General features: G+C 70.0%; 23 protein-coding genes. 16 read left to right on the top strand and 7 right to left on the bottom strand.

What is annotated here, in order from left to right:
- Positions 1-30 precede the first annotated feature (30 nt).
- Complete coding sequence (locus VNT50_RS09235) at positions 31-975, bottom strand: Ppx/GppA phosphatase family protein (protein WP_325484821.1); 945 nt, start codon at positions 973-975, stop codon at positions 31-33.
- A 91-nt stretch (positions 976-1,066) separates the two neighbouring features.
- Here VNT50_RS09235 and coaA point away from each other — a divergent pair, with 91 nt between their 5' ends.
- The 9 genes from coaA (at position 1,067) to VNT50_RS09280 (ending at position 9,228) form a co-directional block, all read left to right on the top strand.
- The gene (gene coaA, locus VNT50_RS09240) at positions 1,067-2,032 is read left to right on the top strand and encodes a type I pantothenate kinase (protein WP_325484822.1); all 966 of its coding nucleotides are present in this window, start codon (positions 1,067-1,069) and stop codon (positions 2,030-2,032) included.
- A gap of 166 nt (positions 2,033-2,198) precedes the next feature.
- A complete protein-coding gene (gene glmS, locus VNT50_RS09245; protein WP_325484823.1) occupies positions 2,199-4,052 on the top strand; it encodes a glutamine--fructose-6-phosphate transaminase (isomerizing) in 1,854 nt (617 codons plus the stop codon).
- A 38-nt stretch (positions 4,053-4,090) separates the two neighbouring features.
- Positions 4,091-4,486 (top strand): holo-ACP synthase, encoded by a 396-nt coding sequence (locus tag VNT50_RS09250; RefSeq protein ID WP_325484824.1) that lies wholly within the window; start codon positions 4,091-4,093, stop codon positions 4,484-4,486.
- Positions 4,480-5,607: an alanine racemase gene (alr, locus tag VNT50_RS09255; protein ID WP_325484825.1), complete on the top strand. Its 1,128-nt coding sequence runs from the start codon at positions 4,480-4,482 to the stop codon at positions 5,605-5,607. Before VNT50_RS09250 ends, alr begins: the two co-directional genes overlap by 7 nt.
- Positions 5,604-6,107, top strand: coding sequence for a tRNA (adenosine(37)-N6)-threonylcarbamoyltransferase complex ATPase subunit type 1 TsaE (gene tsaE, locus VNT50_RS09260; protein ID WP_325484826.1), 504 nt, complete (start codon positions 5,604-5,606; stop codon positions 6,105-6,107). The genes alr and tsaE overlap by 4 nt, the downstream gene beginning before the upstream one ends.
- 379 nt (positions 6,108-6,486) lie before the next feature.
- Positions 6,487-7,194 carry a tRNA (adenosine(37)-N6)-threonylcarbamoyltransferase complex dimerization subunit type 1 TsaB gene (tsaB, locus tag VNT50_RS09265; RefSeq protein ID WP_325484827.1) on the top strand — a complete coding sequence of 236 codons (708 nt, stop codon included), beginning with the start codon at positions 6,487-6,489 and terminating at the stop codon, positions 7,192-7,194.
- Positions 7,191-7,685 (top strand): ribosomal protein S18-alanine N-acetyltransferase, encoded by a 495-nt coding sequence (gene rimI / locus VNT50_RS09270; RefSeq protein ID WP_325484828.1) that lies wholly within the window; start codon positions 7,191-7,193, stop codon positions 7,683-7,685. The genes tsaB and rimI overlap by 4 nt, the downstream gene beginning before the upstream one ends.
- On the top strand, positions 7,676-8,767 hold the full coding sequence (gene tsaD / locus VNT50_RS09275; protein ID WP_414683959.1) for a tRNA (adenosine(37)-N6)-threonylcarbamoyltransferase complex transferase subunit TsaD: 1,092 nt from the start codon (positions 7,676-7,678) through the stop codon (positions 8,765-8,767). The genes rimI and tsaD overlap by 10 nt, the downstream gene beginning before the upstream one ends.
- Positions 8,764-9,228 (top strand): hypothetical protein, encoded by a 465-nt coding sequence (locus tag VNT50_RS09280; protein ID WP_325484830.1) that lies wholly within the window; start codon positions 8,764-8,766, stop codon positions 9,226-9,228. The genes tsaD and VNT50_RS09280 overlap by 4 nt, the downstream gene beginning before the upstream one ends.
- A 23-nt stretch (positions 9,229-9,251) precedes the next feature.
- Here VNT50_RS09280 and VNT50_RS09285 read toward each other — a convergent pair whose 3' ends face one another.
- Positions 9,252-10,439, bottom strand: a complete 1,188-nt coding sequence (locus VNT50_RS09285) for a class I SAM-dependent methyltransferase (RefSeq protein ID WP_325484831.1) — start codon at positions 10,437-10,439, stop codon at positions 9,252-9,254.
- A 201-nt stretch (positions 10,440-10,640) separates the two neighbouring features.
- Between VNT50_RS09285 and VNT50_RS09290 the strand changes: the two genes are divergently transcribed.
- From VNT50_RS09290 to VNT50_RS09305, 4 genes are all read left to right on the top strand, one after another.
- On the top strand, positions 10,641-11,534 hold the full coding sequence (locus VNT50_RS09290) for a hypothetical protein (RefSeq protein ID WP_325484832.1): 894 nt from the start codon (positions 10,641-10,643) through the stop codon (positions 11,532-11,534).
- A gap of 102 nt (positions 11,535-11,636) precedes the next feature.
- A complete protein-coding gene (locus VNT50_RS09295; RefSeq protein WP_325484833.1) occupies positions 11,637-12,539 on the top strand; it encodes a hypothetical protein in 903 nt (300 codons plus the stop codon).
- Between the two features lie 148 nt (positions 12,540-12,687).
- Positions 12,688-14,580, top strand: a complete 1,893-nt coding sequence (locus VNT50_RS09300) for a dynamin family protein (RefSeq protein ID WP_325484834.1) — start codon at positions 12,688-12,690, stop codon at positions 14,578-14,580.
- Positions 14,577-16,100 carry a dynamin family protein gene (locus tag VNT50_RS09305; RefSeq protein ID WP_325484835.1) on the top strand — a complete coding sequence of 508 codons (1,524 nt, stop codon included), beginning with the start codon at positions 14,577-14,579 and terminating at the stop codon, positions 16,098-16,100. Before VNT50_RS09300 ends, VNT50_RS09305 begins: the two co-directional genes overlap by 4 nt.
- Here the strand turns inward: VNT50_RS09305 and VNT50_RS09310 are convergent.
- The 4 genes from VNT50_RS09310 to VNT50_RS09325 form a co-directional block, all read right to left on the bottom strand.
- Positions 16,029-16,682, bottom strand: coding sequence for a hypothetical protein (locus VNT50_RS09310; RefSeq protein ID WP_325484836.1), 654 nt, complete (start codon positions 16,680-16,682; stop codon positions 16,029-16,031). The genes VNT50_RS09305 and VNT50_RS09310 overlap by 72 nt on opposite strands.
- Positions 16,669-17,418: an IniB N-terminal domain-containing protein gene (locus VNT50_RS09315; protein WP_325484837.1), complete on the bottom strand. Its 750-nt coding sequence runs from the start codon at positions 17,416-17,418 to the stop codon at positions 16,669-16,671. Before VNT50_RS09315 ends, VNT50_RS09310 begins: the two co-directional genes overlap by 14 nt.
- Positions 17,419-17,575: 157 nt before the next feature.
- The gene (locus VNT50_RS09320; protein WP_325484838.1) at positions 17,576-20,122 is read right to left on the bottom strand and encodes a helix-turn-helix transcriptional regulator; all 2,547 of its coding nucleotides are present in this window, start codon (positions 20,120-20,122) and stop codon (positions 17,576-17,578) included.
- A gap of 24 nt (positions 20,123-20,146) precedes the next feature.
- Entirely contained in the window at positions 20,147-22,045 is a 1,899-nt protein-coding gene (locus VNT50_RS09325) for an Hsp70 family protein (RefSeq protein ID WP_325484839.1), read from the bottom strand.
- A gap of 311 nt (positions 22,046-22,356) precedes the next feature.
- Between VNT50_RS09325 and groES the strand changes: the two genes are divergently transcribed.
- The 3 genes from groES to VNT50_RS09340 all read left to right on the top strand — a co-directional run bounded on the left by groES (position 22,357) and on the right by VNT50_RS09340 (position 25,175).
- The gene (gene groES, locus VNT50_RS09330; RefSeq protein ID WP_325484840.1) at positions 22,357-22,653 is read left to right on the top strand and encodes a co-chaperone GroES; all 297 of its coding nucleotides are present in this window, start codon (positions 22,357-22,359) and stop codon (positions 22,651-22,653) included.
- Between the two features lie 145 nt (positions 22,654-22,798).
- Complete coding sequence (gene rarD, locus VNT50_RS09335) at positions 22,799-23,737, top strand: EamA family transporter RarD (RefSeq protein ID WP_325484841.1); 939 nt, start codon at positions 22,799-22,801, stop codon at positions 23,735-23,737.
- Between the two features lie 151 nt (positions 23,738-23,888).
- Positions 23,889-25,175: an ABC transporter substrate-binding protein gene (locus VNT50_RS09340; protein WP_325484842.1), complete on the top strand. Its 1,287-nt coding sequence runs from the start codon at positions 23,889-23,891 to the stop codon at positions 25,173-25,175.
- A gap of 148 nt (positions 25,176-25,323) precedes the next feature.
- Here the strand turns inward: VNT50_RS09340 and VNT50_RS09345 are convergent.
- Positions 25,324-25,929, bottom strand: a 606-nt coding sequence (locus VNT50_RS09345) for an ABC transporter ATP-binding protein (protein ID WP_325484843.1), incomplete at its 5' end; no start/stop codon positions are given.

The raw sequence follows: 25,929 nt of genomic DNA on the forward strand, positions 1-25,929 counted from the left end.
CGGGGTCGTCCACCCTCCGCGCCCGAGGATTCAGGCCTGGGGCGCGCTCCACGACAGCGACTCGATGTAGCGCAGCAGCACGCCCTCGCGCAGGGCCCAGGGAGAGACCTCGAGCTCCTCGACATCCATCGCCTTCATCGCCTGGTGCAGCACGACCGCCCCGGCGACGATCTGGAAGGTGCGGTCGGGGGTGATGCCCGGCAGCTCCTGCCGCGCCTCGGCGGGGATGCGCGCGAGGCGCGGGATCCACGCCTTCAGCGACGCGCGGGGAAGCACCATGCGCTCGATCCCTGTCCAGCCGGGCATCGGATAGCCGGCGAGCTTCGCGAGCGAACGGATCGCTTTGGACGATCCGACGACGTGGTCGGGGCGCGGCTGCGACGAGAAGAGGCTCGCGACGGGCGCGAGAACCTCGGCGGCGTGAGCGCGGAGCGCGTCGATCTCGGCGTCTCCCGGAGGGTCGTGCGGCAGGTACTCCACCGTCATCCGGCCGGCCCCGAGCGGAACCGACTCGGCCACGTCGGGCAGTTCCTCCGAGCCCGCCGCGAGCTCGAGCGAGCCGCCGCCGATGTCGAACAGCAGGATCTGACCCGCCGACCATCCGAACCAGCGGCGCACGGCCAGGAACGTGAAGCGCGCCTCGGTCTCGCCGCCCAGCACCTGCAGGGGCTGGCCGAGGGCGGTCTCGATGCGGGCGATGACATCGGCGCCGTTGGTCGCCTCCCGCACGGCGGATGTCGCGGTCGCGAGCAGTTCGTCGACACCCTCGTCGGCGGCGACCCGGCGCGCTTGCGCGACGGCGGCCTCGAGCGCGCGGACGCCGTCTTCGGTGATCGAGCCGTCGGGCGCGAGGTAGCGCATGAGCCGCAGCACCGTGCGCTGGCTCGTCGTCGCGAGCGGGCGTCCACCCGGCAGCACATCCGCGACGAGCAGATGCACGGTGTTCGAACCGATGTCGAGGACTCCCAGACGCACCCGATGAGACTATCGCGGGCGGGGTGGCCGCCCCGCCCCGCCCGCATCCACGGGCGACCCTCGCCGTCGCCCTCACCGGGGCGGCGATACGATGGGGCCGATGTCCGCCGCCGACCCCGTGATCCCCAGCACGTCGACGCTCTCCCCGTATCGCGAGATCGATCGTGCCGACTGGGCGCGGCTGGCGCCGGAGGTGCAGCAGCCCCTCGCCGAGACCGAGATCGTGCAGATCCGGGGCCTCGGTGACCGCCTCGACATGCTCGAGGTCGCGGAGGTGTACCGGCCGCTGAGCCGGCTGCTGAGCCTCTACGCGACGGCGACGAAGCGGCTCGGGGCGGCGACGAGCGAGTTCCTGCACGAGCCCGACACGACCACGCCGTTCGTCGTGGGCGTGGCCGGGTCGGTCGCCGTCGGCAAATCGACGATCGCGCGCCTGCTGCGCGAGCTCATGAGCAGGTGGGCCGACACGCCTCGCGTCGAGCTCGTCACGACCGACGGCTTCCTCTATCCCAACGCGGAGCTCGAGCGCCGCGGCCTCATGGACCGGAAGGGATTTCCGGAGTCGTACGACCGCCGCGGGCTGCTCGATTTCCTGACCGAGGTCAAGAGCGGAGCACCCGAGGTGCGGGCACCCTTCTATTCGCACATGCGGTACGACATCGTCCCCGACGCGCACGTCGTGGTGCGCCGGCCGGATGTCGTGATCGTCGAGGGCCTCAACGTGCTGGCCCCGCCGCCGACGCCGAACGACGTCTCGGTCGGCGATCTGTTCGACTTCTCGATCTACGTCGACGCCGAGACGGCGCACATCGAGCAGTGGTTCATCGACCGGTTCCTCGCCCTCAAGCGGGGGGCCTTCGCCAACCCGTCGTCGTTCTTCAACGTCTTCGCCCACCTCGACGACGCCGAGGCCACGCGCACGGCCCTCGGTTACTGGAACGACATCAACCTCCCGAACCTGGTCGAGAACGTGCTGCCGACCAAGCGGCGTGCCACGCTCATCCTCCAGAAGGGTGCCGACCACTCGGTCGAGCGGGTGCGTCTGCGCAAGCTTTGACCTGATCCGGATCAATGCGAGCGAAGCACGCGTTGATGCGGATCGCGTCAAGGTCGTGTCTCGATACGCGCTGGCGCGCTACTCGACAACCGGCGAGCTTGCGAGCGTCGAGACCTAGCCGGTTCGTACAGCCTTCTTGCATACCTCCCGCCTTAAGCTGGGAGGCATGTGTGGAATCGTCGGATACGTTGGCCCCCGCGACAGCCAGGCCATCCTCCTCGCCGGCCTGGCCCGGCTCGAGTACCGGGGCTACGACTCCGCAGGCGTCGCGGTCATCGACGGCGACGGCGGGCTCGGCATGCGCAAGCGCGCCGGCAAGCTCAAGGTGCTGCGCGACGACCTCGCCGCCAACCCGCTCGGCGACGGCAAGAGCGGTATCGGGCACACGCGCTGGGCCACGCACGGCGGCCCGACCGACACCAACGCGCACCCGCACCTGGCCGACGACGACAAGCTCGCCGTCATCCACAACGGCATCATCGAGAACTTCGCCGAGATCAAGGCAGACCTGCTGGCCCAGGGCTACGCCTTCCGCAGCGAGACCGACACCGAGGCCGCGGCCGTGCTGCTCGGTCGCGAGTACCGCGCGGCGGGCGGAGACCTCGAGGCGGCGTTCCGCTCGGTGGTGAGCCGCCTCGACGGCGCCTTCACCCTGCTCGCGATGCACGAGGACCACCCCGGGCTGGTCGTCGGCGCGCGCCGCAACTCCCCGCTGGTGATCGGTCTCGGCGAGGGCGAGAACTTCCTCGGCTCGGATGTCGCTGCCTTCGTCGAGCACACGCGCAACGCGCTCGCGATCGGACAGGATCAGATCGTCTCCATCACTCCCGGCGGTGTGCGGGTGACCGACTTCACCGGGGCGGAGGTCGAGGTCGAGCCCTTCGAGGTGCTGTGGGATGCCGCCGCCGCCGACAAGGGCGGCTGGTCGAGCTTCATGGCCAAGGAGATCAGCGAGGAGCCCGAAGCCGTTCACAACACGATCCTCGGCCGCATTCGCGACGGCCACGTCGTCATCCCCGAACTCGACGGACTCGACGAGCTGCTCGTCGGCATCTCCCGCATCGTCATCGTGGCGTGCGGCACGGCGGCCTACGCCGGGTCGGTCGGCAAGTACGCGATCGAGCAGTGGGCACGGGTGCCGGTGGATGTCGAGCTCGCGCACGAGTTCCGCTACCGCAATCCCGTCATCGGCCCCGGCACCCTCGTCGTCTCCATCAGCCAGTCGGGCGAGACGATGGACACGCTGATGGCCGTCAAGTACGCCCGCGAGCACGGGGCGCGCACGCTGTCGATCTGCAACACGCAGGGGGCGACCATCCCGCGCGAGTCCGACGCGATCGTCTACACCCACGCCGGCCCCGAGGTCGCGGTGGCCTCGACCAAGGCTTTCGTCGCGCAGATCACCGCCCTCTACCTGTTCGGCCTGCACCTCGGCCGGGTGCGCGGCACGCTCGACGCCGTCGAGGGCGCGCAGCACGTGATCGAGCTCGAGAGCATTCCCGGCAAGATCCGGCGGATCCTCGAGACCGAGCAGGAGCGCATCGAGCAGTTCGCGCACTGGATGGCCGACACGCGCTCGGTGCTCTTCCTCGGCCGCCACGTGGGCTATCCGATCGCGATGGAGGGCGCGCTGAAGCTCAAGGAGCTCGCGTACATCCACGCCGAGGGCTTCGCCGCGGGCGAGCTCAAGCACGGCCCCATCGCGCTCATCGAGGCCGGTCAGCCCGTGTTCGTGATCGTGCCCTCGCCGCGGGAGTCGGGGGAGCTGCACCGCAAGGTCGTCTCGAACATCGAGGAGATCCGTGCGCGCGGTGCCCGCGTGATCGCGATCGCCGAAGAGGGCGACGTCTCCGTGCTGCCGCACGCCGACGAGGTGCTGCGCATCCCCCTCGCCGGCCCGCTCTTCGAGCCCCTGCTCGCGGTGGTTCCCCTGCACATCTTCGCCATGGGCCTCTCCGTCGCGAAGGGCCTCGACGTCGACCAGCCGCGGAACCTCGCGAAGTCGGTCACGGTAGAGTAGCCGCGGTCCGCGCCCGTGCGGCCGGTGAGGAAGAGCGCGTGATCGTCGGCATCGGCGTCGACCTCGTCGACATCCCTCGCTTCGAGCGCGCGATCGAGCGCACGCCGCGACTGCTCGAGCGGCTCTTCTCCCCGGGCGAGCGGGTTCTGCCCCTCCGGTCCCTCGCCGCGCGGTACGCCGCCAAGGAGGCGCTGATCAAGGCGCTCGGGGGTTCGGACGGCGTGCACTGGACCGAGATCGAGATTACCCCCGAGGACTCCGGGCGCCCGTGGTTCACGCTGGGCGGCTCGACCGCCGCCGTCGTCGCTGCACGGGGAATCACCCAGATCCACCTGTCGATGACGCACGACGGGGGATTCGCCGCCGCCTATGTGGTCGCGGAGTCCGCCGACGGGGCGGCAACGGCGCAGTCCGCCGACGGGGCGGCATGGTGACGCGTCTTCCGCTCGGGGTCATGCGGGAGGCGCTCATCGACGTCTCCGCCATCACGGCGAACACCCGCCACCTCCGGCGGCTCACCGGCTCGGAGGTGATCGCGGTCGTCAAGGCCGACGGCTACGGCCACGGCGCCGTGCGAGCGGCCGTCGCGGCGCTCGAGGGCGGCGCGGCGCGCCTGGGCGTCGCCGATACGACGGAGGCGCTCGCGCTGCGCACCGCAGGGATCACGAGCCCGATCGTGGCGTGGCTGCATGCCCCCGGGGCCTCGTTCGCGGAGGCCGCCTCGGTCGGTGTCGAGCTCGGCATCTCGAGCTTCGAGCAGCTGCTCGCCGCGGCGGCCGCGGCATCCATGGATCGCCCCGTGAGCGTTCACCTCAAACTCGAGACGGGACTCTCGCGCAACGGCGTCTCGGCCGCCGACTGGCCCATGCTCTGCGCGGAGGCGGCGCGGCTGGAGCGCATCGGCAAGCTGCGGGTCATCGGCCTCTTCAGCCACCTCTCCAACGCGTCGGCGGACGATGACCGTGTCGCCCTGCGCGCGTTCGAGCGCGGCATCCGCGTCGCCGCGTCGGCGGGGCTCCGCCCGCCGCTGACCCACCTCGCCGCGACGCACGCGGCGATCGACCTGCCCGAGGCCCGCCTCGGCTGCGTTCGCCTCGGCATCGGACTCTACGGGCTCTCTCCGTTCGCCGATCGCTCGTCCGCCTCCCTGGGCCTCGTCCCCGCCATGACCCTTCGCGGCGCCGTGGCGGCGGTGCGACGGGTCCCCGCCGGCCAGGGCGTGTCGTACGGCTACGACCACCGCACCGAGCGCGATACGACGCTGGCGCTCGTGCCCCTCGGCTACGCCGACGGGGTGCCGCGGCAGGCCTCCAGTGCGGGACCCGTGTCGATCGGGGGGGCCCGGTTCACCGTCGCCGGCCGCATCGCGATGGACCAGTTCGTGGTGGATGTCGGCGACCACCCGGTCGCCGTCGGCGATGAGGTCGTGCTCTTCGGCGACCCGACGCTCGGAACCCCCGCGGCCGATGACTGGGCCGCCGCCGCCGGCACCATCAACTACGAGATCGTGACCCGCATCGGCCCTCGTGTGGCGCGGAGGCAGGTGTCGTCGTGAGCGGGCTCGATGCGCTCACCGGCCGTCATGTGCTGAGCACCGCGGATGACACCGAGGCGTTCGGCGAGAAGGTCGGCCGGATGCTGCGTCCCGGCGACCTGATCGTGCTGACGGGCCCGCTCGGGGCGGGGAAGACGACCCTGACGCGCGGGATCGCCGCCGGGCTGGGGGTGCGCGGGCCGGTGCAGAGCCCGACGTTCGTGATCGCCCGGACGCACCCGTCGCTCGTCGGCGGGACCCCCCTTGTGCACGTCGACGCCTACCGCCTGGGATCAGCGCTCGAGCTCGACGACCTCGACATCGATGTGGACGGGTCTGCCGTCGTGGTGGAGTGGGGCCGCGGCATGGTCGACGGGCTGCGGGAGAGCTGGTGGGAGATCGAGCTCGAGCGCCCGATGGGTGGCCGCGGCGCCGACACGGCCTGTGGGGGACCCTCCCGCGCGGCGCTCGAGCTGGACATCGAGGCGCCGCGCACCGTGACGCTGTCCCGCCGGCCGTAGGACGGGCCGCTCGGTCGGTGGCGGTGCCCCGGGGGTGGGTGGGTGCTCGGTCGGTGGCGGTGCCCCGGGTGGGTGCTCGGTCGGTGCCCTCCGGCGTGTCGCGGCATTGCCGGTGTTCCCGTTCGACGTACTCAAGTCTGCGTGTGCCCAAGCGCAGACTTGAGTACCCGATTCGTCGACAGCGAAACCCCGGGAATGGGCGCGGGGTGGGTTGGGAGGGCGGGTTGGGTTGGGAGCCCGGGGGCGCGGGTTGGGTTGGGAGCCCAGGGTGCGTCAGAGAGTCGGGGGTGCGTCAGAGAGCCCAGCGTGCGTCAGAGAGTCCAGGGTGCGTCAGCGGTGCCCGCGACCGGCCGATCTTGCGCGCGACTAACCTGGAAAGGTGATCCTGGCCGTCGACACCTCCATCGGCTCGACCGTCGTCGTGGTCGATGCGGACGGCGTCGTGCACGGCTCCGCCGTCAGCGAGACCCGCCTCGGCCACGCCGAGGCGATCGGCCTGCTCCTCGAGCAGGCGCTCGCCCAGGCGGCCGTGGCGCCGAGCGACATCACGCATGTCGTCGCCGGCATGGGACCGGGACCGTTCACCGGCCTGCGCATCGGCATCGCCGCGGCGCGCGTGTTCGCGCTCGCTCGCGCCGTGCCGTTCGTGCCGGTCGTGAGCCACGACGCCGTCGCTCTCGCGGGCGGCGCTGACGCCGCACCCGCTCACGCCGCACCCGCTCGCGCCGCACCCGTTGACGCCGCACTCGCGGGCCCCGCACCCGCTGACGCCGCGCGGTCGGGCCGGTTCGCCGTCGTCACCGATGCGCGCCGGCGCGAGATCGCGGTCACTCTCTACGACGGTGTCGACGACGACGGGATGCCGCGCAGAATCGAGGGGCCGAAACTCCAGGCGGCCGGCACGATCGGCGGGGTCGCGCTCGACCACGACTCGCTGCGCGTCGTCGCGTCGATCGATCCGGAGGGCCTGGGCCTTCTCGCCGCCCGCGCGATCGCGTCGGGGCGCGGCGCAGCGACATCCGAACCGCTCTACCTGCGCGCCCCCGACGTGACCCTCGGGCACACCCCGAAGCGGGTGCGGGCATGAGCATCCGACCAGCGACCGGGGCAGACCTCGAGCCGATCATGGCGCTCGAGAACGCCTCCTTTCCCGCCGACGCGTGGTCGGGTGCCATGATGCGCGAGGAACTCGCCAGCCCGCACGGCCACTACATCGTGCTCGAGAGCGCGGGCCGCGTCGTCGGCTACGCGGGACTGCGCGCCCCGCGGGGGGCGGCGGATGCCGACATCCAGACGATCGCGATCGCCGAAGCCGCCCGCGGACGCGGGTATGGCCGCGCACTTCTCGGCGCGCTGCTCGCGGAGGCGGTGTCGCGCGGCGTGCGGGACGTCTTCCTCGAGGTGCGCGCCGACAACCCCGTCGCGCACGCGCTGTACGTCTCGGAGGGATTCGCCGAGGTCGGCCGTCGCCCCCGGTACTACCAGCCCGACGACGTCGACGCCGTCGTGATGAAGCTCGACGTGCCCGGCTGGGTGGCCGCCCGCGGCGCCGCGCCCCAGGCGGAGGTGTGCACGTGAACCGCACCGACCCTCTCGTGCTCGGCATCGAGACGAGCTGCGACGAGACCGGCATCGGCATCGTCCGCGGCCGCACGCTGCTGAGCAACACGATCGCCAGCAGTATGGACGAGCACGCGCGGTACGGCGGTGTCGTGCCCGAGGTCGCTGCGCGCGCCCACCTCGAAGCGCTGCAGCCCGCGATCGAGGCGGCGCTCGCCGAGGCGGGCGTCACGCTCGATGAGCTCGACGCGATCGCGGTGACGAGCGGGCCCGGGCTCGCCGGAGCGCTGATGGTCGGCATCGGTGCCGCGAAGGCCCTGGCCGTCGCGCTCGGCAAGCCGCTCTATGCCGTCAACCACCTCGTCGGGCACATCGCCGCCGACATCGTGTCGCCGTCGGGCCGTCGCGACGGCGTGGCACCGCCCCTCGAGTACCCCACGGTCGCGCTCCTGGTCTCGGGCGGTCACACGTCCCTCCTGCTCGTGCGCGACCTCACGAGCGACGTCGAGCTGCTGGGCGAGACCGTCGACGACGCCGCCGGCGAGGCCTTCGACAAGGTCGCCCGGCTGCTGGGCCTGCCATACCCCGGCGGTCCCGAGATCGACCGGGCTGCGGCATCCGGAGACGCCACCGCCATCCGCTTCCCCCGTGGCCTCTCGCGGGCCTCCGACATGGACAAGCACCGCTACGACTTCTCGTTCTCGGGCGTCAAGACCGCCGTCGCGCGCTGGGTCGAGCAGCAGGACGGGGCAGAGATCCCCGTGGCCGACGTGGCAGCGAGCTTCCGGGAGTCGGTCGTGGACGTGCTCGTCACGAAGGCCCTCGACGCGTGCGCCCGGTACGACGTGCCGCGCCTGCTGCTCGGGGGCGGGGTCATCGCGAACAAGCGCCTGCGCGACGTCGCGATCGAGCGGGCGGATGCCGCGGGCGTGACCGTGCGGATCCCACCCCTTTCTCTGTGCACCGACAACGGCGCCATGATCGCCGCGCTCGCGGCCGAGCTGATCAGGGCCGGTCGCCCGCCGTCGACGCTCGGCTTCGGCGCAGACTCCACGCTGCCGGTGACCGAGATCCAGATCGATGAGGCGGTGCCGGTATGAGCGGGACCGCGCCCGAGGGGCCGCTGCCGCGCCAGGAGCCGCCGACCCCGGATGTCGACCTCGACCACGCGATGCAGCCCGAGGCGCGCGTGCCGGGTGTGCCCGCGCCGACGTTCTCGCGCCTGCCCACCGGGCCGGTCGACGCGGTCACCGCCTCGCACGCGGAACCCGACCCCACGGCACCGCTGCCGCAGTGGATGGTGACCCCGCCGATCGCACCGCACCGCGGCCTCGGCGCGTGGGCGCTGGGTTTCGCGGTCGTCGGGCTCGTGGCATCCCTCTTCGTCGGCTGGGGCTTTCCCGTCTCGCTGGTGGGCGTCGTCGTGGCCGTGGTTGCGCTCCGGCGTCCCCTCGAGAGCCGTACGGTCGCGGCGTGGGCGCTGGCCCTCGGCATCCTCGGCCTGCTCTACAGCGCCGGATGGCTCGTGTGGGCCGCGAGCCGGATGAACGTCCTCGGCTGAGGGACGCCCCCGGCGCGAAGCCGTCAGCGGGGGACGCGATCGGCGAGCACGGTCAGGCGCCGATCGCCGATGCGCGTCAGGATGAGCGTCGCCTGCCCGGGCCCACGGAGCGCCAGGCGCTTCCGGAGGGCCGCGGGGTCGACATCCACCCCTCGTTTCTTGATCTCGAGCGTTCCGATTCCGCGCTGTCGCAGCTCCTTGGCGAGCGCCTTCACATCGCTCGGCAGCACCTCGCGCACCCGGAAGCTCGAGACGAACGGGCTCGTCAGGGCCGCATCCCCCGTCAGGTAGGCGATGCCGGGGGAGAGCATGCCGGCATCGAGGGCGCGGCCGACCTCGCCGATGAGGCGGGCGCGGATGACGGAGCCATCCGGCTCGTGGATGAACGCGCCGAGCTCGCGGGGCTCCGCGTCGGGGGCGTCGTCGGCTGCGGTCAGTTCGGCCGCCTCGTCCCCGCGCACGACGAGCGCCGCCCGGCGCACCCCCGGCCGGGCGAGTGCGCCGAACCAGAGCGCAAGCTCGACGACTGACCCGTCGACGCTCACCCACTGCGCCTCCGCTTCGTCGGGCACGGCCGACCGATCGAACCCCGGACCGAGCTTGATCCCGAGCGGCCGCTCCGCGCTCAGCCCGAAGGCCCACTCCAGCGCGGGCGAGTAGTCCTCGCTGCGCGTCAGCCTCGTCGTCTCGGTGTGTCCCGCCGTCCGTCGGGCCGGATCGAGCCACACCGCATCCCAGCCCGTGAGGTCGACATCCTCCGCCCGGGCGTGTCGCACCTGTGCGCCCGGGCGGAAGGGCGCGAGGTTGTACGCGGCCATCGCGGCCGTCACCTCGTCGGCGTCGACGGCGAGCACGTCGAGCCCCACCCCGGAGAACCCCATCGCATCGCCGCCGATGCCGCAGCCGAGATCGGCGACGCGCGCGAGCCCGGCATCGCGGAATCGCCGGGCGTGGAGCGCGGCGACCGGAAGCCGGGTCGCCTGCTCGAGGCCGGACGCGGTGAAGAGCATGCCGCCGGCGAAGTCGCCGAACTTCGCCCGGGCCCTGGCCCTCAGCCGGGCCTGCCCGACGACGGCGGAGACGAGCTCGGGCGAGTGCCCGGCCGCGCGGAGGCGTGACACCTCGTGCGCGACGTCCGCGGTCGCCGAGGTCTCATCGAGCAGCCGCAGACCATCGGGGGTCAGCAGCGCCACGAGCTCGGCCATCTCCACTGTGCAACCTAACCACGCCGGGCAACCTAACCACGCCGGGCAACCCGACCACCCCCTCCCGCTAGGGGATCCGCACCACGAACCCCCGTATCGATCCCGCAGTTACCGGGAGGCATCCCCGATGTGGTGGCCGCCGCGCATTCGTACTGTGAAGCGAAACACAAACGTCGGGGCGAATCGCCCCGGGATTGGGAAGCGCTCATGGCTATCGAGATCGATGACATCGACGACTCGTTCAACTCGCGAGTCCGTGATGTGACGAACACCGCAAACAGCAACAACACGGCCAATCTCGCCGTGGACATCGACGATGTCGGCAACACCGACAACTCTGTCAACGACAGTGGCAACCTCGACGTCGCCGTCGCGGACTCCTTCAACGAGGACTCCCACGACGTGGATGTCGACACGGACGTCGACCTCGACGACTCGTTCAACGACAACTCGGACAACTCGACGGACGATGACACCGACAACTCGACCGACGACTCGTACAACGACAACTCCGACAACTCGACCGACGACTCCTACAACGACAACTCCGACCACTCGGTCGACGATCACTCGGTCAACGCCGGGGTGCGCAGTTACAGCACCGGTTTCAACGACCTCAACCTCGGCGGGGCGGCCGGCGGCGGCGGAGACATCACGGTCGATAACCGCGCCACGATCGTCGACCAGTCGGTCAACGCGAATGTCGACGGCGGGGGAGCCTACGGGCACTACAGCCCCGACGCGGTGGTGGCCTCGGGCGATGACGCCATCGCGGCGGGCGACGATGTCGATCTCTACACGTATGTCGACAACTCCACCAACATCTCCGGCGAAGGCGACGTGAACGTCGGCAACGAGACGGAGATCACGACGGTCGTCGACTCCTTCAACACGTACACCGACAACTCGACGTACGAGGACAACTCGGTCGACGTCGACATCGAGGACTCGTGGAACGACGAGTCCGAGACCTGGACAGCGACGGACTCGTTCAACGAGACGACCGACCTGTTCGCCGACACGGACGTCGATGTGGACGTCAACGCGATCGTCGACAGTTCGGACTCGGCCATCGTCGAAGACCTGGACGTCAGCTTCTGACCTCTCTGCGCCCGGTCCCGTCGGTGGCCGCCTACGGGACCGGGTCCCACTGCTCCCGTGGAGCAGGCCCCCTGAACATCCGAGAGAAAGTGATACCCCCTCATGGCTCTGGAAATCGATGACATCGACGACTCGTTCAACTCGCGGGTCCGCGACGTGACGAATACCACAAGCAGCAACAACACCGCGAACCTGGCGGTCGACATCGACGATGTCGGCAACACCGACAACTCGGTCAACGACAGCGGCAACGTCGGAGTCGATGTCGCGGACTCCTTCAACGAGGACTCCCACGACGTGGATGTCGAGACGGATGTCGAGATCGACGACTCGTTCAACGACAACTCCGACAATTCGACCGACGACGACACCGACAACTCGGTCGATGACTCGTACAACGACAACTCCGACAACTCGGTGGACGACTCATACAACGACAACTCCGACCACTCTGTCGATGACCACTCGATCAACGCCGGGGCTCGCAGCTACAGCACCGGGTTCAACGACCTCACCCTCGGCGGCGCCGCCGGTGACGGAGACGTCTGGGTCGACAACCGGGCCACCATCGTCGATCAATCGGTCAACGCGAACGTCGCCGCGCACGGTCCCGTGGGGGCGGGATCGGGCGCGGACGCCGTGGTCGCGTCGGGGGATGACTCGATCGCCGCGGGCGACGATATCGACATCGACCAGACCCTGGACGAATCGACGACGATCACCGGTGGGGGCGATGTCAACGTCGGGAACGAGACGGAGATCACCACCGTCATCGGCTCCTTCAACACCTGGACGGACAACTCGGTCGAGACCGACGGCTCCATCGAGGTGGATATCGAGGACTCTTGGAATGACGAATCCGAGAGCTACACGGCGGACAACTCGTTCAACGAGGAGCTCGTCTCGGTGAGCGAAAACGACTGGGACATCGACGCCAACGTCATCTGGGGGAGCGATGACAGCGCCATCGTTCAAGACGTTGCCGTGGATCTTCCACCGGCGTGATCCGAGCGTGCTGACCCCGCAGCGGGACTCCGCGGCCTTGTGGCCCCGAACCGGTCGATCCGGTCCGGGGCCATCGGGCTGAGAACGACCAGGTGTGACGAGAACCACGACACGACCGAAGGACACGACACGACCGAAGGAAGAGACGTTGAATCCGACCGCACGGCCCACCGCAATCGCCACCACCCCGCCGAGTCCTCAACCTCGAGGCTCGGACTCCGGGCCTGGCGCGTTCGACCTCGTCACGCTCGTGGAGAAGGCCAGGGGCCTCTCTCGAAGCCTGGGTCGCGCCGATCTCGTGAAACGGCTCGAGCAGACCCGTTCCCGGCTGGTCGATCCGCATGTGCGGGTGATCATCGTCGGTCAGTTCAAGCAAGGCAAGAGCAAGCTCGTCAACGCCCTGATCAACGCGCCGGCGTGCCCGGTGGACGATGATGTGGCCACGAGCGTCCCGACGTCGGTGGGGTACGCGCAAGAGGCTTCCGCGGTCGTTCTGGTGCGCCACGAGAACGGCCCGGACGCCAGCATCGAGCGGATCCCGATCCCTCTCGAGAGCCTCGCGGAGTACGTATCCGAACGCGGCAGCCGTGACGACGAGCGCGACATCGTCGGAGCCGAGGTGCTCCTCCCGCGGGAGCTGCTCAAGGGCGGCCTGAGGCTGATCGACTCGCCGGGTGTCGGCGGCCTCGAATCGACACGTTCGCTGAGCACCCTCGCGGCCCTCTCGACGGCGCACGCCGTGCTGCTCGTGTCGGATGCCTCGCAGGAGTACACCGAGCCGGAGGTGCAGTTTCTGCGCCATGCGATGCGCATCTCCCCCAACGTCGCCGCGGTCCTCTCCAAGACCGACATCTACCCCGAGTGGCGTCAGATCGAGCAGATCGACCGAACCCATCTGGGAGACGTCGGCGAGGTTCCGATCTTCGCCGTGTCGAGCGATCTGCGGATGCTGGCCGCCGGGCAGCAGGATCGAGACCTCAACGAAGAATCCGGCTTCCCTGCACTCATCGCGCACCTCAAGCGCGACGTCGTCGGGCAGGCGGAGACCATCAATCGACGCGCCGCCGTGCACGATCTCGGATCCGTCGTCGACCAGCTGTCGATGTCGCTGCAGACCGAGCTGAACGCCCTCCTGCACCCGGAGGACACCCCGCGTCTCATCGCCCAGCTCGAAGAGGCCAAGAGCCGCGCGGACGAGTTCCGCAGCCGGTCATCGCGGTGGCAGGTCACCCTGAGCGACGGCATCGCCGACCTCATCTCCGACACCGAGCACGACCTCCGCGATCGGCTCCGCAAGGTGCAGCGCGAGGCGGAGAGCTCCATCGAAGAGGGTGATCCGGGCCCCATCTGGGACCAGATCGCCGAGTGGCTCGACGAGCGCGTGTCTGCGGCGGTGGCCGAGACCTTCGTGTGGACCAACGAACGATCCCAGTGGCTCGCCGAGCAGGTGGCGGTGGAGTTCTCGGAGGGGGAGTCCGCCATCCCGCTCATCGACGTCGCCGACACGGAGGGGCTGCTCGATCCGGTGGAGCAGCTGCAGAGCCTCGATGAGGGTCGGCTGGGTGCCGCCGAGAAGATCTACATCGGGGTGCGCGGTTCGTACGGCGGCGTCCTGATGGTCGGACTCGCGACGAGTCTCATCGGGCTCTCGCTCGTGAACCCCCTGTCGCTGCTGGCGGGAGTGATCGTGGGGCGTCGCGCCTATCGAGAAGACATGTCCTCGCGCCTCACCCGCCGTCAGCTCGAGGCGAAGAACCTCGTGCGCCGGCACATCGAGGATGTCGTGTTCCAGGTCGGGAAGCAGCTGAAGGATCGGCTGCGGTTCGTTCAGCGGGTGGCCAGGGATCACTTCGGCACCCTCGCCGACCAGCTCCACCGCTCGCTCTCCGACGCGGTCCTCGCCACCAAGCAGGCCGCCGCCACCTACACGGCCGACCGCGATGGGCGCGTCAGGGAGCTGCAGCTGCAGCTGCGACGGATCGAGGCGCTCCGCGACGAGATCCCCGAACTGCTGGCGCTCGATGCGAAGGCCTCGCGGTGAAGCGCGGAGAACTCGACGAGGTCGGCGACCTGGTGGAGCTCGCGCGGGATCTCTACGGCGATGATCCCGCGGCGTCGGAGGAGCTCGACGCCTACAGCCGACGGCTGCAGGAGCCGCTGCGCCTCGCGGTCGCCGGGGTGGTCAAGGCAGGCAAATCCACCCTCCTGAACGCGATGATCGGCGAGCAGATCGCGCCGACCGACGCCGGCGAGTGCACGCGCACGGTCACGTGGTATCGCCACTCCCGCACGGCCCAGATCACCGTGCACAGAAGCGACGGCGGCGTGGAGCGGATGCCGGTGCGGCGCGACGGGAGTCACCTCGTGCTCGACATCGGCAACCTGACCGCCGACGAGGTGGAGTGGATCGACGTGGCGTGGCCGGCGGAGAACCTTCGCTCCACGGTGCTCATCGACACCCCCGGTATCGCCTCGCTCTCGGTCGAGACGTCGGCGAAGTCCACGAGGTTCCTGACCCCGGAGAACACCCACTCGGCGGCGGATGCCATCATCTACCTTCTGCGCCACATCCACGCGGCCGATGTGAAATTCCTGCAGGCGTTCCGCGACACGGCCGCCGGGGCGTCCGAGACGGTGAACGCCGTGGCGGTGCTCTCCCGAGCCGATGAGATCGGCTCGGGCCGGATCGACTCGCTGCTCTCCGCCGCCCGGATCGCGGAGCGCTACCGCCAGGACGGCGAGCTGCGCGCCCTCACGCTCGGAGTGATCCCGGTGGCGGGGCTCGTCGCAGAGGGAGCGCGCACCCTGCGCGAGAGCGAGTTCATCGCGTTCCGCTCGCTGGCGGCTCTCGACCGGACGGTGAGGGAGCGGCTGCTCGTCTCGGTCGACAGGTTCACCCGTCCCACGAACGAGACGGCACTGAGTGTGGCGGTCCGGCAGGATCTGCTGCGCCGCTTTGGGATCTTCGGTGTGCGCCTCGGTGCCGCCCTCGTGCGTGCGGGCGCCGACTCGTCGTCGGAGCTGGCGGACCGTCTCGTGCAGCAGAGCGGCCTCATCGACCTCCAGCGCTTCGTCAACCAGCAGTTCCGCTCGCGCACGGTCGCGCTCAAGGCGCGCGGCGTGCTGCAGGGGCTGGACGCGCTGCTGCGAGCGAAGCCGCGACCGGGGACGGCGCCGATCGTGCGCGGCATGGAGCATGTCACGGCATCCACCCATGACCTGGCGGAATTGTCGCTGCTCGCCGATCTCCGCACCAGCGTCCTTTCTCTCACCCCCGACGATCTCGTCGCCGCGGAGCGCCTCATCGGGGGGAACGGCACCGACGCGCTGACGCGCCTCGGGCTCGCGGAGGGCGCACCGCGGGTCGAAGTGCGCGAGCGCATCGACGGGCTGCTCGGCCACTGGCGCAACCTGAGCGAGTCCCCGCTGAGCATGCGCGCCACGACCGACCTGTGCCGCGTCGTGATCCGCAGCATCGAAGGGATCGCGTCAGAGGCCACCGGCCCCCGGCGGAGCAGTCTCTCGCCGGGCGACGTCGTGCTGGCGGGCGGTCCAGCGTAGGGCCGGCGGAAGCACGCTCACGAGCAGGGCGAGGAGAGCGAGCCCGAGCTGGGCGAGCAGGAGGCGCTCGAGGGGAACTCCGCGATCGCCGACGGCCACCATCTCGCGCACGACGAGCACGACGCCGGCCAGCACGAGGAACGTGCCGAAGAGCCACCACCTCGCGTTCGGGCGACGATTGCTGAACGACACGAGCAGCGTCACCTGGACGAGCATCAAGGCCACCAGCACGCCGAAGCTCGACCAGTAGATGATGTCGGCCGCGGTCTTGTAGGTGTCCTCGACCCGGGAGGGGTCGACCGCGCGCACGACCTTCTGGATCTCGGGGAGCTGAGCCTGCCGGATCACGAAGAGGTACACGACGGCGGCGGCCCCCACGGCCAGGCTGAGCACCCAGAAGAGCTGGCTCAGGCGCACGGAGAAGGGCGCCGGCCGCTTGACGATGACCGGCGCGGCCTCCTTGCCGGTCAGTGCGGGGCGGGCGGGAATCTCACGTCCGGTTTCCGGTCGCGCTCCTCGCGGATCGGGACGATCTTCTCCCGCCGGCGTTCTGTCGGTGCGCTCGATGTCAGAACTCGTCATCGGCGCCGGTATCCTCGATGATCACCGTGTCGGTCGACTCGAAGGCGGTGTTCGCCTCGACATCGACGTTCGTCTCGGTGTACTCCACGGCCGACGAGTTGTCGGAGTCCGTTGTCGTCGTGGTCGTCGAGCTGTCGTTGAGGGCCTCCTCGACCTGGATATCCGTAGAGCTGTCCGTCGTCGTGGAGGCGTCCGTGGCTTCGTTGAAGGAGCTGTCCACGACCGTGCTCGTCGTCTCGTTGCCCACGTTCGCGTCCCCGGCCGCGGTGATCGTCGTCGAATTGTCCTCGGTCTGGTCGATGTCGACGTCATCGCCGGCCGCGATGGAGTCCTCACCGGTGGCGACGACCGCCTCTTGGTCGAAGGTCTGCGTCACATCGCCATCCGCCCAGATGTTCTGGTTCACCGATTGGTCGACGACGGTGTCGCGATCATCGACCCATGCGAAGTTGTTCGTGATGTTCTGGATCTCCCGGAGCACCGGGTTGGGCTCGACATTGCGCGGCGTCGCCTGCGGCACCGGCGTGCTGGCCGGAGCCGAGTGGACGACGGCGGCGCGCTCGACGACGATGGGCGCCACGGCGCACACGTCCTCGGCGCGCACGGAACTGAGGCCTCGGCTTGCCATCGTGCCCTCGGGATCGGCATCGAACTCGGCGGCGGTATCGGGGTCTCGCAGAAGGCTGAGGATGAACTCGATCAATGCATCCGCCACCGTTGCCAGCGTTACGCTCATGCTTGGCTCCTCACTCTGTCGATCTCTCTCTGACGGTAGGACTTTCTCGCGGAGTTCGCGTCGGGGGTAGGCCCGCAACCTCCCGGGTGCGCACTAGGGGGGACACCCTCATCCCCCGCCCGGCGTACGGGCATTTCCCGCATCGCGCGGCGCATGCTCAGCCCGCCTCTCTGTGACGCTCACCCAGGAGGTCGTGGGCATCGCGATCGTCGTCGACGACGAGGCGCAGCTTCGCGATCAGGTCCGAGCGCGACGTGGCGCCCAGACGCCGGCGAATGCGCGCGATGTGATGCTCGGCCGTCCGCGGCGAGATGAAGATCGTCTCGCCGATCTCCGCGTATGTCTTCCCCTGGAGCACGAGGATCGCGACCTCGTGTTCGCGGTGACTGAGCACGGCGTTCGTGCGGGGCGCCACGGGTGCGGCCGCACCGTCGCTCTCCGGCGTTCGGTGCGCCTCGTCCCGCGGGTGCAGGTGTCGTGCGCACGCGAGAAGCCGCGAGATCTGACGGCGATCGTCCGTTCGTGCGGCGCCGTGGCCGGCGAGCCGGGCGCCGTCCCAGGCCAGTCCCACCGACGCCAGGCCGTACGCGGCCTGCTCGACGGCGGCGGGGTCAACGTGACCGGCGAGGGCGTCCGTCCACACTCTGCCGGCCTGGGCCATCATCGAAGCCAGCCGATTGTGCGGTGCGGATGCCACGAGCTGGCGCGCGTGGGGCTTGAGGTCACCGGGCCGATTGAGCAGCATCCCCTGCTGGATGCCCGCCCAGTGCACGTGTGCAGACCAGGCCGACGCCGTCCCCAGCCGCTGCGTCTGCTCGAGGAGCCGCTCGAAGTGGGGGCGCACACGCGCGGTGTCGCCGGTCCTCGCGGCGGTGACGACGAATTCGCCGAGGGGCAGGATGCTGAACAGGTCGAACTCCGCGCGGATGATGCTCTCCCGCGCCGCACGCCATGCGGTCGTGAGGGCGGCCGTATCGCCGTACCGGCGCGCGGAGGCGACGTCGATCGCGTCCGCCAGGAGGCGCTCTCGCGGGCTGAGCGGATGTCCCGACGAGAGCACCTGCTCGAGGGCGGAGTCGACATCGCGCGGATGCTGCCGTTGCAGGGCGACCCACCCTCGCCACAGCAGGAGCCGGTTGCGGGCCCAAGGCCCCGACTGGCGCTCGCGGAAGGCATCCTCCAGCACGGTGTGGGCGACATCGACTTCGCCCAGATGGATAGCGGCCAGCGCCGCGATGACGGCCGGAACCTCAGGTGCGGGCGACGCGCACCCCGACGCCGTGTACATCTCGCTCGCGCGCACGAGATCGTTGAGTGCGCGTTCCCCGGAGCCGGACAGGGTCGAGCGCAGGCCGGTCCGCAGCAGATCCATCGACACCGTGAGGGTCGAGGGCGCCGTGTACCCACCCGGCTGGATCGACGGTGTGTTCAGGGCGTCCGGTTCCGCCGCCGCGAGCGCCGACATCGCCGCGTACCCGGCGGTCTCGGGCTCCAGGCGCGGCGTCGATTGGAGCACGGCGTGGCTCATGCCCACCAGACCGCGCGCCGCCCAGATCGCCGCGGCGACTCGGGCGGCGCGCTCTCGCTCTTCGTGGTCTTCGCCGATCCCCGCCTCGTCGAGGAGGGCGCCGGCCTCATCGATCGCACCGACGGCCCAGGCGGCTTCTGCGCGGCGCACGGCGAGCGCGGCGGACTCCGCGCCCGCTTCGGCCGCACTGCGGTAGTACTCGGCCGCCGACCGCGGCTCTTCGGCCAGCAGCCCGTCCCCCTGCCGCACGAGCGCCGCGGCGACCCGGGGATCGGCGATGGGGCCGACCAGTTCCCGGAGGAACGGGTCGTCGGCGCCGCCCGTCAGCGAGTCCACGTAGAGATCGATCCGGCGCTCGATGGGCGTCGTCGCCCGTACGGTGGCTCGCACGATCGGCACCGGCTGGCCGTTGCGCAGCAGCAGCCCCTCGGCGTGGCCGGCCATCAAAAGGTCCTGCCGTGCCGCGGGCCGGAGCGCGCGATCGCCTCGGGGCAGCAGGCACAGCGTCTCCACGAATCGTCCGAGCTCGGGGTCGACCGACCGGAGCCGGTAGGCGATCAGCTCCTGGAGCGCTTCGGCGATCACCTCGTGATCGGATGCGCCGCCGCAGCCGGTGACATCGTGGATCGAGAGGGCCTCGGCGACGAGCCAGGTCGCGTTGCCGGTGAGCTCGAGGACGCTGTCGATGCACGCGGACGTCATCTTGTCCCCGGCCTCGGTCAGGTAGGCTCCGACATCGCCGCGGGTCGTGAATCCGAGCACGGTCACAGGGTGGGCGTGCTCGAGTTCCCTCGCCAGCGCCCGCAGATCGTCCGACATCGGCCAGGGCCGGCATGCCAGGACGACGCCGGCCTCCGGGTCGCGCATCCGCGCCGCGACGACCGTCAGCTGAGACGGTTCGAGATCCTGCGCGTCGTCGACGAGCAGGATCGACGTCGCGGGGACACGCGACAGGTCGATGCCCGGGCGGCCCTCGGCGACATCGAGCCCTCGATCCGCCAGCTCTCGGTGCACGTGGCGCAGCATCCGCGTCTTGCCCGACCTGGCGCTCCCGACGATCAAGGCGCGGTGCGGCGACTCGTCGTCCGACGTGAGCGCATCGATGTGCGCATGTGCCAGTCGCGTCCACAGTGACGGCGCGTGGAACGGGGACTTCGGTCCCGCCTGGGTCGGCATCCTTCAGCTCGCTGACGGCCGGGATCAGGACAGTTCGGGCTCGCCCGTGGGCGAGGGGGCGGGATCGGGCGGCGTTGCCGGTTCGCTCGGTTCGGTACTCGGCTCCGGACCCGGATCCGCGTCGGGCGGGGGCGACTCCGACACGGTTGGTTCGGGCTCCGGATCCGGAGTCGTTTCGGGAGGGGGTGGCGGCGTCTCGGCGGGCGCCGGGTCGGGGGTGGTTGCGGGCGGCTGCGCAGGCGGCTGCGCTGCCGGGGTGTCGCCCGTTCCCGCCGTGGTGGGGCTGTGCGGCGCCGACCCGGTGGATGGGTTCGCGGACGAGGACGAAGGGGCGAGCGGGGCGGAGGACGACTTCTTTGGCGCCTCCGCCTCCGCACGCACCGGCACACGCGGATTCGTGGTCTTGACCCGGGGCTGGGTGCCGCGATCCGTCTGGTTCTCGGGGGGTGTCACCGGCTGGAGCGCGTCTTCCGTGCCGATGGGCACGTCGGCCGTCGCGAGAACGGTCGACTCCTCGTAAAGGGATGCGTGGAAATCCAGCAGCGACAGGGGGGCGACCTGGTCGGCCGCGCTCGGCGGGTCGACGCGACTCATGCCGGTCGCACCGGAGATCACCACGCCGGAGATCAGCGCCAGCGCACCGCCGGCCACGACGGCGACCGGCAGCGCGCGGAACCGCCGCTTCCGGCGTGTGGACGCGGTGTCGTCCTCCCGAGGCGCGTCGACGCCCGCGCCCGCGCCGAACAGCATGCGGAGGGCCGTCGTCGTCTCGTCTTCGGCGGTCCGCTCGACGGCGGCGACGGCGTCCGTCGGCGCCGACACCGGCACGGGCGCAGACGACAGACTCGCCTCGGCCGTCGCCCTCGCCGCGCCGAGGGCGATGATCGCCTTGGGGTCGGCGTCGACCGCGATCGGGCGGTCGAAGCGTTCGGAGAGAAGCTGTGCGATCAGCGGGATGCGCGAGGATCCGCCCGTGAGCAGGATGGCGGCGACGTCGTCGACCGCGACGCCGCTGCGCTCCAGGGCATCCGCGAAGACATCGATGGTGCGATCGACACCGACCTCGATCATCTCCTCGAACTCCGACCGGGTCAGGCGAACGGTGCCGTGGTGATCGCCGAGCAGAACGGGCACGACGGCTTCGGAGTCGAACGACAGCGATTCCTTGGCGTCGACGCACTCCCGCCGCAGGGCGGCGAGCGCCACCCGCGCGCTGTCGTCCGAAGCGAGTGCCGATGCAGAAAGGCCAGCCGCCTCGACGGCGTGTGCGAGCACCGCGTCGTCGAAGTCGACGCCGCCGAAGTCCGAGAGCCCCACGGGATCGCCGATCGTGCGAACCTCGCCGTTCTCTTCCTTCCGCAGCACGACGGCGTCGAACGTGCCGCCTCCGAGGTCGTAGACGGCGATCGCGCTCCCCGGGATCATCGGGTTCGTGGATTCATAGTGCCGCGCTGCCGCTTCGGGCTCGGGGATCAGGCGAACGCCCGCGAAATCGTGGCGCGCCAGCGCGGATTCGATCAGTTCGCACCGGTAGCGACCCCACGTGACCGGCACCGTCACGCAGATCGCGGCGGGCGAGTGTCCCTCGCGTTCGCTGACGACATCCACGACCCACGCCACCGTCAGCGCATACAGCTCCTCCGGCGAGAACCGCCGGTCACCGGCGACGATCGGGACTTCGTCCCCGATCCTGCGTTTGCACTCGCGCAGCATCCGCTCCGGCTGGGTGAGCCCGCGCCGCTCTGCGGCGTCTCCGAAGAGCAGCTCGGAGTCGGTGACGAAGATCGCGCTCGGCGCGCTGTCCGAGGTTCGACCGAGCGGGAACGACACCGCCTGAAGCGTGCCCTCCGGCGACGGGCGCGCTACGGCCGCCGCTGTCCTGCTGGTCCCGACATCTATCGCAAGAAAGTATTGCTTGGTCATCCCTATCGCGTCCCCAACGGATCGGACGAGCCCAATGGCCCCAAACCGTGCGTAGACCCGTGGTCCCAAGCCACCGGTCGCAGCAGGGGATCCTCCACTCCGAGGACCGCCCACGCACGAGGATAGCCCCGTCGGCAATTTGTCGATAGGGGTGTGCCTGAAAAGCCGGGCCTTCGTGTTACGCGGCGCGGCCCGCGCTGGCACTCGCGTTGCATGAGTGCCAGCACTTGCCTAGACTGCCTATTAGCACTCTCGGGGTGAGGGTGCTAACGAGACTTCCGTGTACGAAGCGAAGAAAGAAGAGGTAGACCGTGTCGGTTTCCATCAAGCCGCTCGAGGACCGCATCGTCATCCGCCAGGTCGAGGCCGAGCAGACCACCGCCAGCGGCCTGGTCATCCCGGACACCGCCAAGGAGAAGCCCCAGGAGGGCGAGGTCGTGTCGGTGGGCCCCGGCCGCATCGACGACAACGGCAACCGCGTCCCGCTCGACGTCGCCGTCGGCGACCGCGTGATCTACAGCAAGTACGGGGGCACCGAGGTCAAGTTCGGCGCCGACGAGTTCCTCGTCCTCTCGGCCCGCGACGTGCTGGCGGTCGTCGTCCACTAGTCCTCGCTTCCCGCGATCGAAGGGTCCGGATGCCTCGGCATCCGGACCCTTTCGCGTGCCCGGCGGGTTGTGGGACGGCAGTGAACGGATGCCGCGACGCGGCCGGCGCCGGCCCGCCCGGGTGCGACGCCCATAGGCTGAAGGCGTGCCGCCCGCGTCTCCCGACCCCGCCCGAGAGCGGCTCCTCGGCGGCATCTACGCCTTCTCGGCGTACTTTCTCTGGGGCATCCTCCCGCTCTACTTCCTCACCCTGAGTCCGGCGGGCCCGTGGGAGGTCGTCGCGTGGCGCATCGTCTTCTCGCTGCTGTTCTGCGTTCTCCTGATCGCCGCGCTGCGGTCGTGGCGGCGCTTGGGGGTCATCATCCGCCAGCGCCGCCTGCTGCTGTGGACCGCGGTCGCCGGAGTTCTGATCTACGTCAACTGGCAGGTCTTCCTGCTCGCCACGCTGACGGGCCGCGTGCTCGAGACGAGCCTCGGGTACTTCATCAATCCTCTCGTGACCGTGCTGCTCGGGGTGCTGGTGCTGCGCGAGCGCCTGCGCATCACGCAGTGGGTCGCGGTCGGCGTCGCCGCCGTCGCGGTGCTGGTCATCATGGTCGGCTACGGGTCGTTCCCGTGGATCTCGCTGACGCTCGCGGCATCCTTCGGTGTGTACGGGCTCGTGAAGAAGCAGATCGGTCCCGCTGTCGATGCCGTGAGCGGTCTCACGTTGGAGTCGTTCTGGCTGCTTCCGATCGCCATCGCGCAGCTCATCATCGTCGGGGCCGTGACGGGCATCACGCTCGGCTCCGCCGGGCCGTGGCACGCGGTGCTGCTCTCGCTCGTGGGCGTGGTCACCGCGACGCCGCTGCTGTTCTTCGCCGCGGGCGCCCGCCGCCTGCCGCTCGTGGTGATCGGCCTGCTCCAGTTCGTCGCCCCGATCATGCAGTTCATCATCGGGGCCTGGGTGCTCGGCGAGCCCATGCCGGCGGAGCGCTGGATCGGCTTCGGCCTGGTCTGGATCGCACTCACGGTGCTGACCGTCGATTCGCTCGTCTTCGCCCGTCGCACGCGCGGCGTGTCGGATGTCGGCGCGGTCACCTGAGACACCCGGGAATCCGCGCGATGGTAACGATTCAGCCGCGTTACACATCGTTAACGAGACGCAACACTCGCGAGACTCACGCGAGGTTAGGGTAAACCTCATTGGGTCGGCCCCCGAGCCGGCTCGCGTTCATCCCACAGCAAGGAGCAACATGAGCGTCTTCACCCGAGGCACTGCCTCACGCTCGCGCGTACGCGCGGCACTCGGCGGCATCGCGATCGCCAGCGTCAGCGCCCTCGTCCTCGCGGGCTGCGCCGGCGGCGGCGGCGGCGAGCCGTCCGAGTCGGCGGGTCCTGCGGAGGATCTCGCCCTGACCATCGGAACGGCGCTGCCGCAGACGGGCAACCTGGCCTTCCTCGGCCCGCCCGAAGAGGCCGGCGTCGCGTACGCCGCCTCCGAGATCGCCGCGGCCACGGCTGACACCGGCCTCACGCTCGACGTCGTCTACGGCGACTCGGGCGACACCGACAACAAGGCCTACGAGACCGAGATCCCCCGCCTCCTCGGCGAGGGCGTTTCGGCCATCATCGGTGCGGCGTCATCGGGTACGTCGCTGCAGTTCATCGACCAGGTCGTCGGTGCGGGCGTCATCCAGTTCTCGCCGGCCAACACCTCCGATGCCTTCACGACGTACGACGACAACGGCCTGTATTTCCGCACCGCTCCCTCGGACGTGCTGCAGGGCGAGGTGCTCGGCAACCTGATCGCCGAGGACGGCAACCAGACCCTCGGGCTGATCGTGCTGAACGACTCGTACGGCACGGGCCTCGCGAAGTACGTCACCGAGGCCTTCGAGGCCGCCGGTGGCGAGGTCGTCGCCGCCCCGACGTACAACACGGGTGACACGAGCTTCGACGCGCAGCTCAGCGAGGTGCTCGCGGCGGCGCCCGACGCGATCGCGCTGATCACGTTCGATGAGGTCGCGACCATCCTGCCGGGCCTGATCGGACAGTTCCCCGCCGACAAGCTGTACTTCGTCGACGGCAACCTGAAGAACTTCGGCACGGCGTTCGCGCCCGGTTCGCTGACGGGTTCCAAGGGCACGCTGCCCGGCCTGACGATCGACACGCTCGGCGACTTCACCGACGCGCTCGACGCCTTCCTCGCCGAAGAGGGCAAGCCGGCACTCACCGATTACAGCTACGCGGCGGAGTCCTACGACGCCACGATCCTCCTGGCGCTCGGGGCTCTCGCCGCCGGTTCGACGGAGGGCGAGGCCATCGCGGCCAAGCTGCAGGAGGTCTCGGGCGGCTCGGGCGACGGTGAGAAGTGCACCACGTTCGCCGAGTGCGCCGCGATCATCGTCGGGGGCGGCACGGCCGACTACGACGGCATCTCGGGCCCGATCACGTTCGACGACGTCGGCGACCCGACCGAGGCGTCGATCGGCATCTACCAGTACGGCGACGACAACAACTACGTCGCGTACGAGGGCTAGAACCCGCTGACAGGAAGGGGCCTCGATCTTCGGATCGGGGCCCCTTTCCCGTGCCTGCGGGTGAGCAGGGCGGCGCTCACACGCTGCGGCTCAGGTAGAAAGAAGGGCGGATGCCGCAGCATCCGCCCTTCTTCATGTCGTTCCGGTGCTAGGTGCCGAGCGTCCCGAGATAGAGCTCGGTGACCTTGGGGTCGTGCAGCAGTTCGCGCCCGGTGCCCGTGTAGGCGTCGCGGCCCTGGTCGAGAACGTAGCCGCGGTCGCAGATCTGCAGGCAACGACGCGCGTTCTGCTCGACCATGATGCACGTGACCCCGGCCTTGTTGATCTCCGAGACCCGGATGAACGCCTCGTCCTGGCGGACGGGGGAGAGTCCCGCCGAGGGCTCGTCCAGGAGCAGCACCTTGGGGTTCATCATCAGGGCGCGGCTCATCGCCACCATCTGACGCTCGCCGCCCGACAGCGAGCCGGCGCGCTGCTTGAGGCGCTTGCCCAGCTCCGAGAAGATGCCCGTCACGAACTCGAGGCGCTCGTTGTACGCAGAAGGGCGCTGGTAGAGCCCCATCTGCAGGTTCTCTTCGATCGTCAGGCTCGGGAAGACGTTGTTGGTCTGCGGAATGAACCCCACGCCGCGGCCGACGAGCTTGTTGGCCTTGAGGCCCGTGATGTCCTCGCCCTCGAGTGAGATCGTGCCCTTGCGGACATTCACCTGGCCGAAGATCGCCTTGAGCAGCGTCGACTTGCCGGCGCCGTTGGG

Source organism: Microbacterium sp. (genome assembly GCF_035554235.1).
GTDB lineage: Bacteria > Actinomycetota > Actinomycetes > Actinomycetales > Microbacteriaceae > Microbacterium.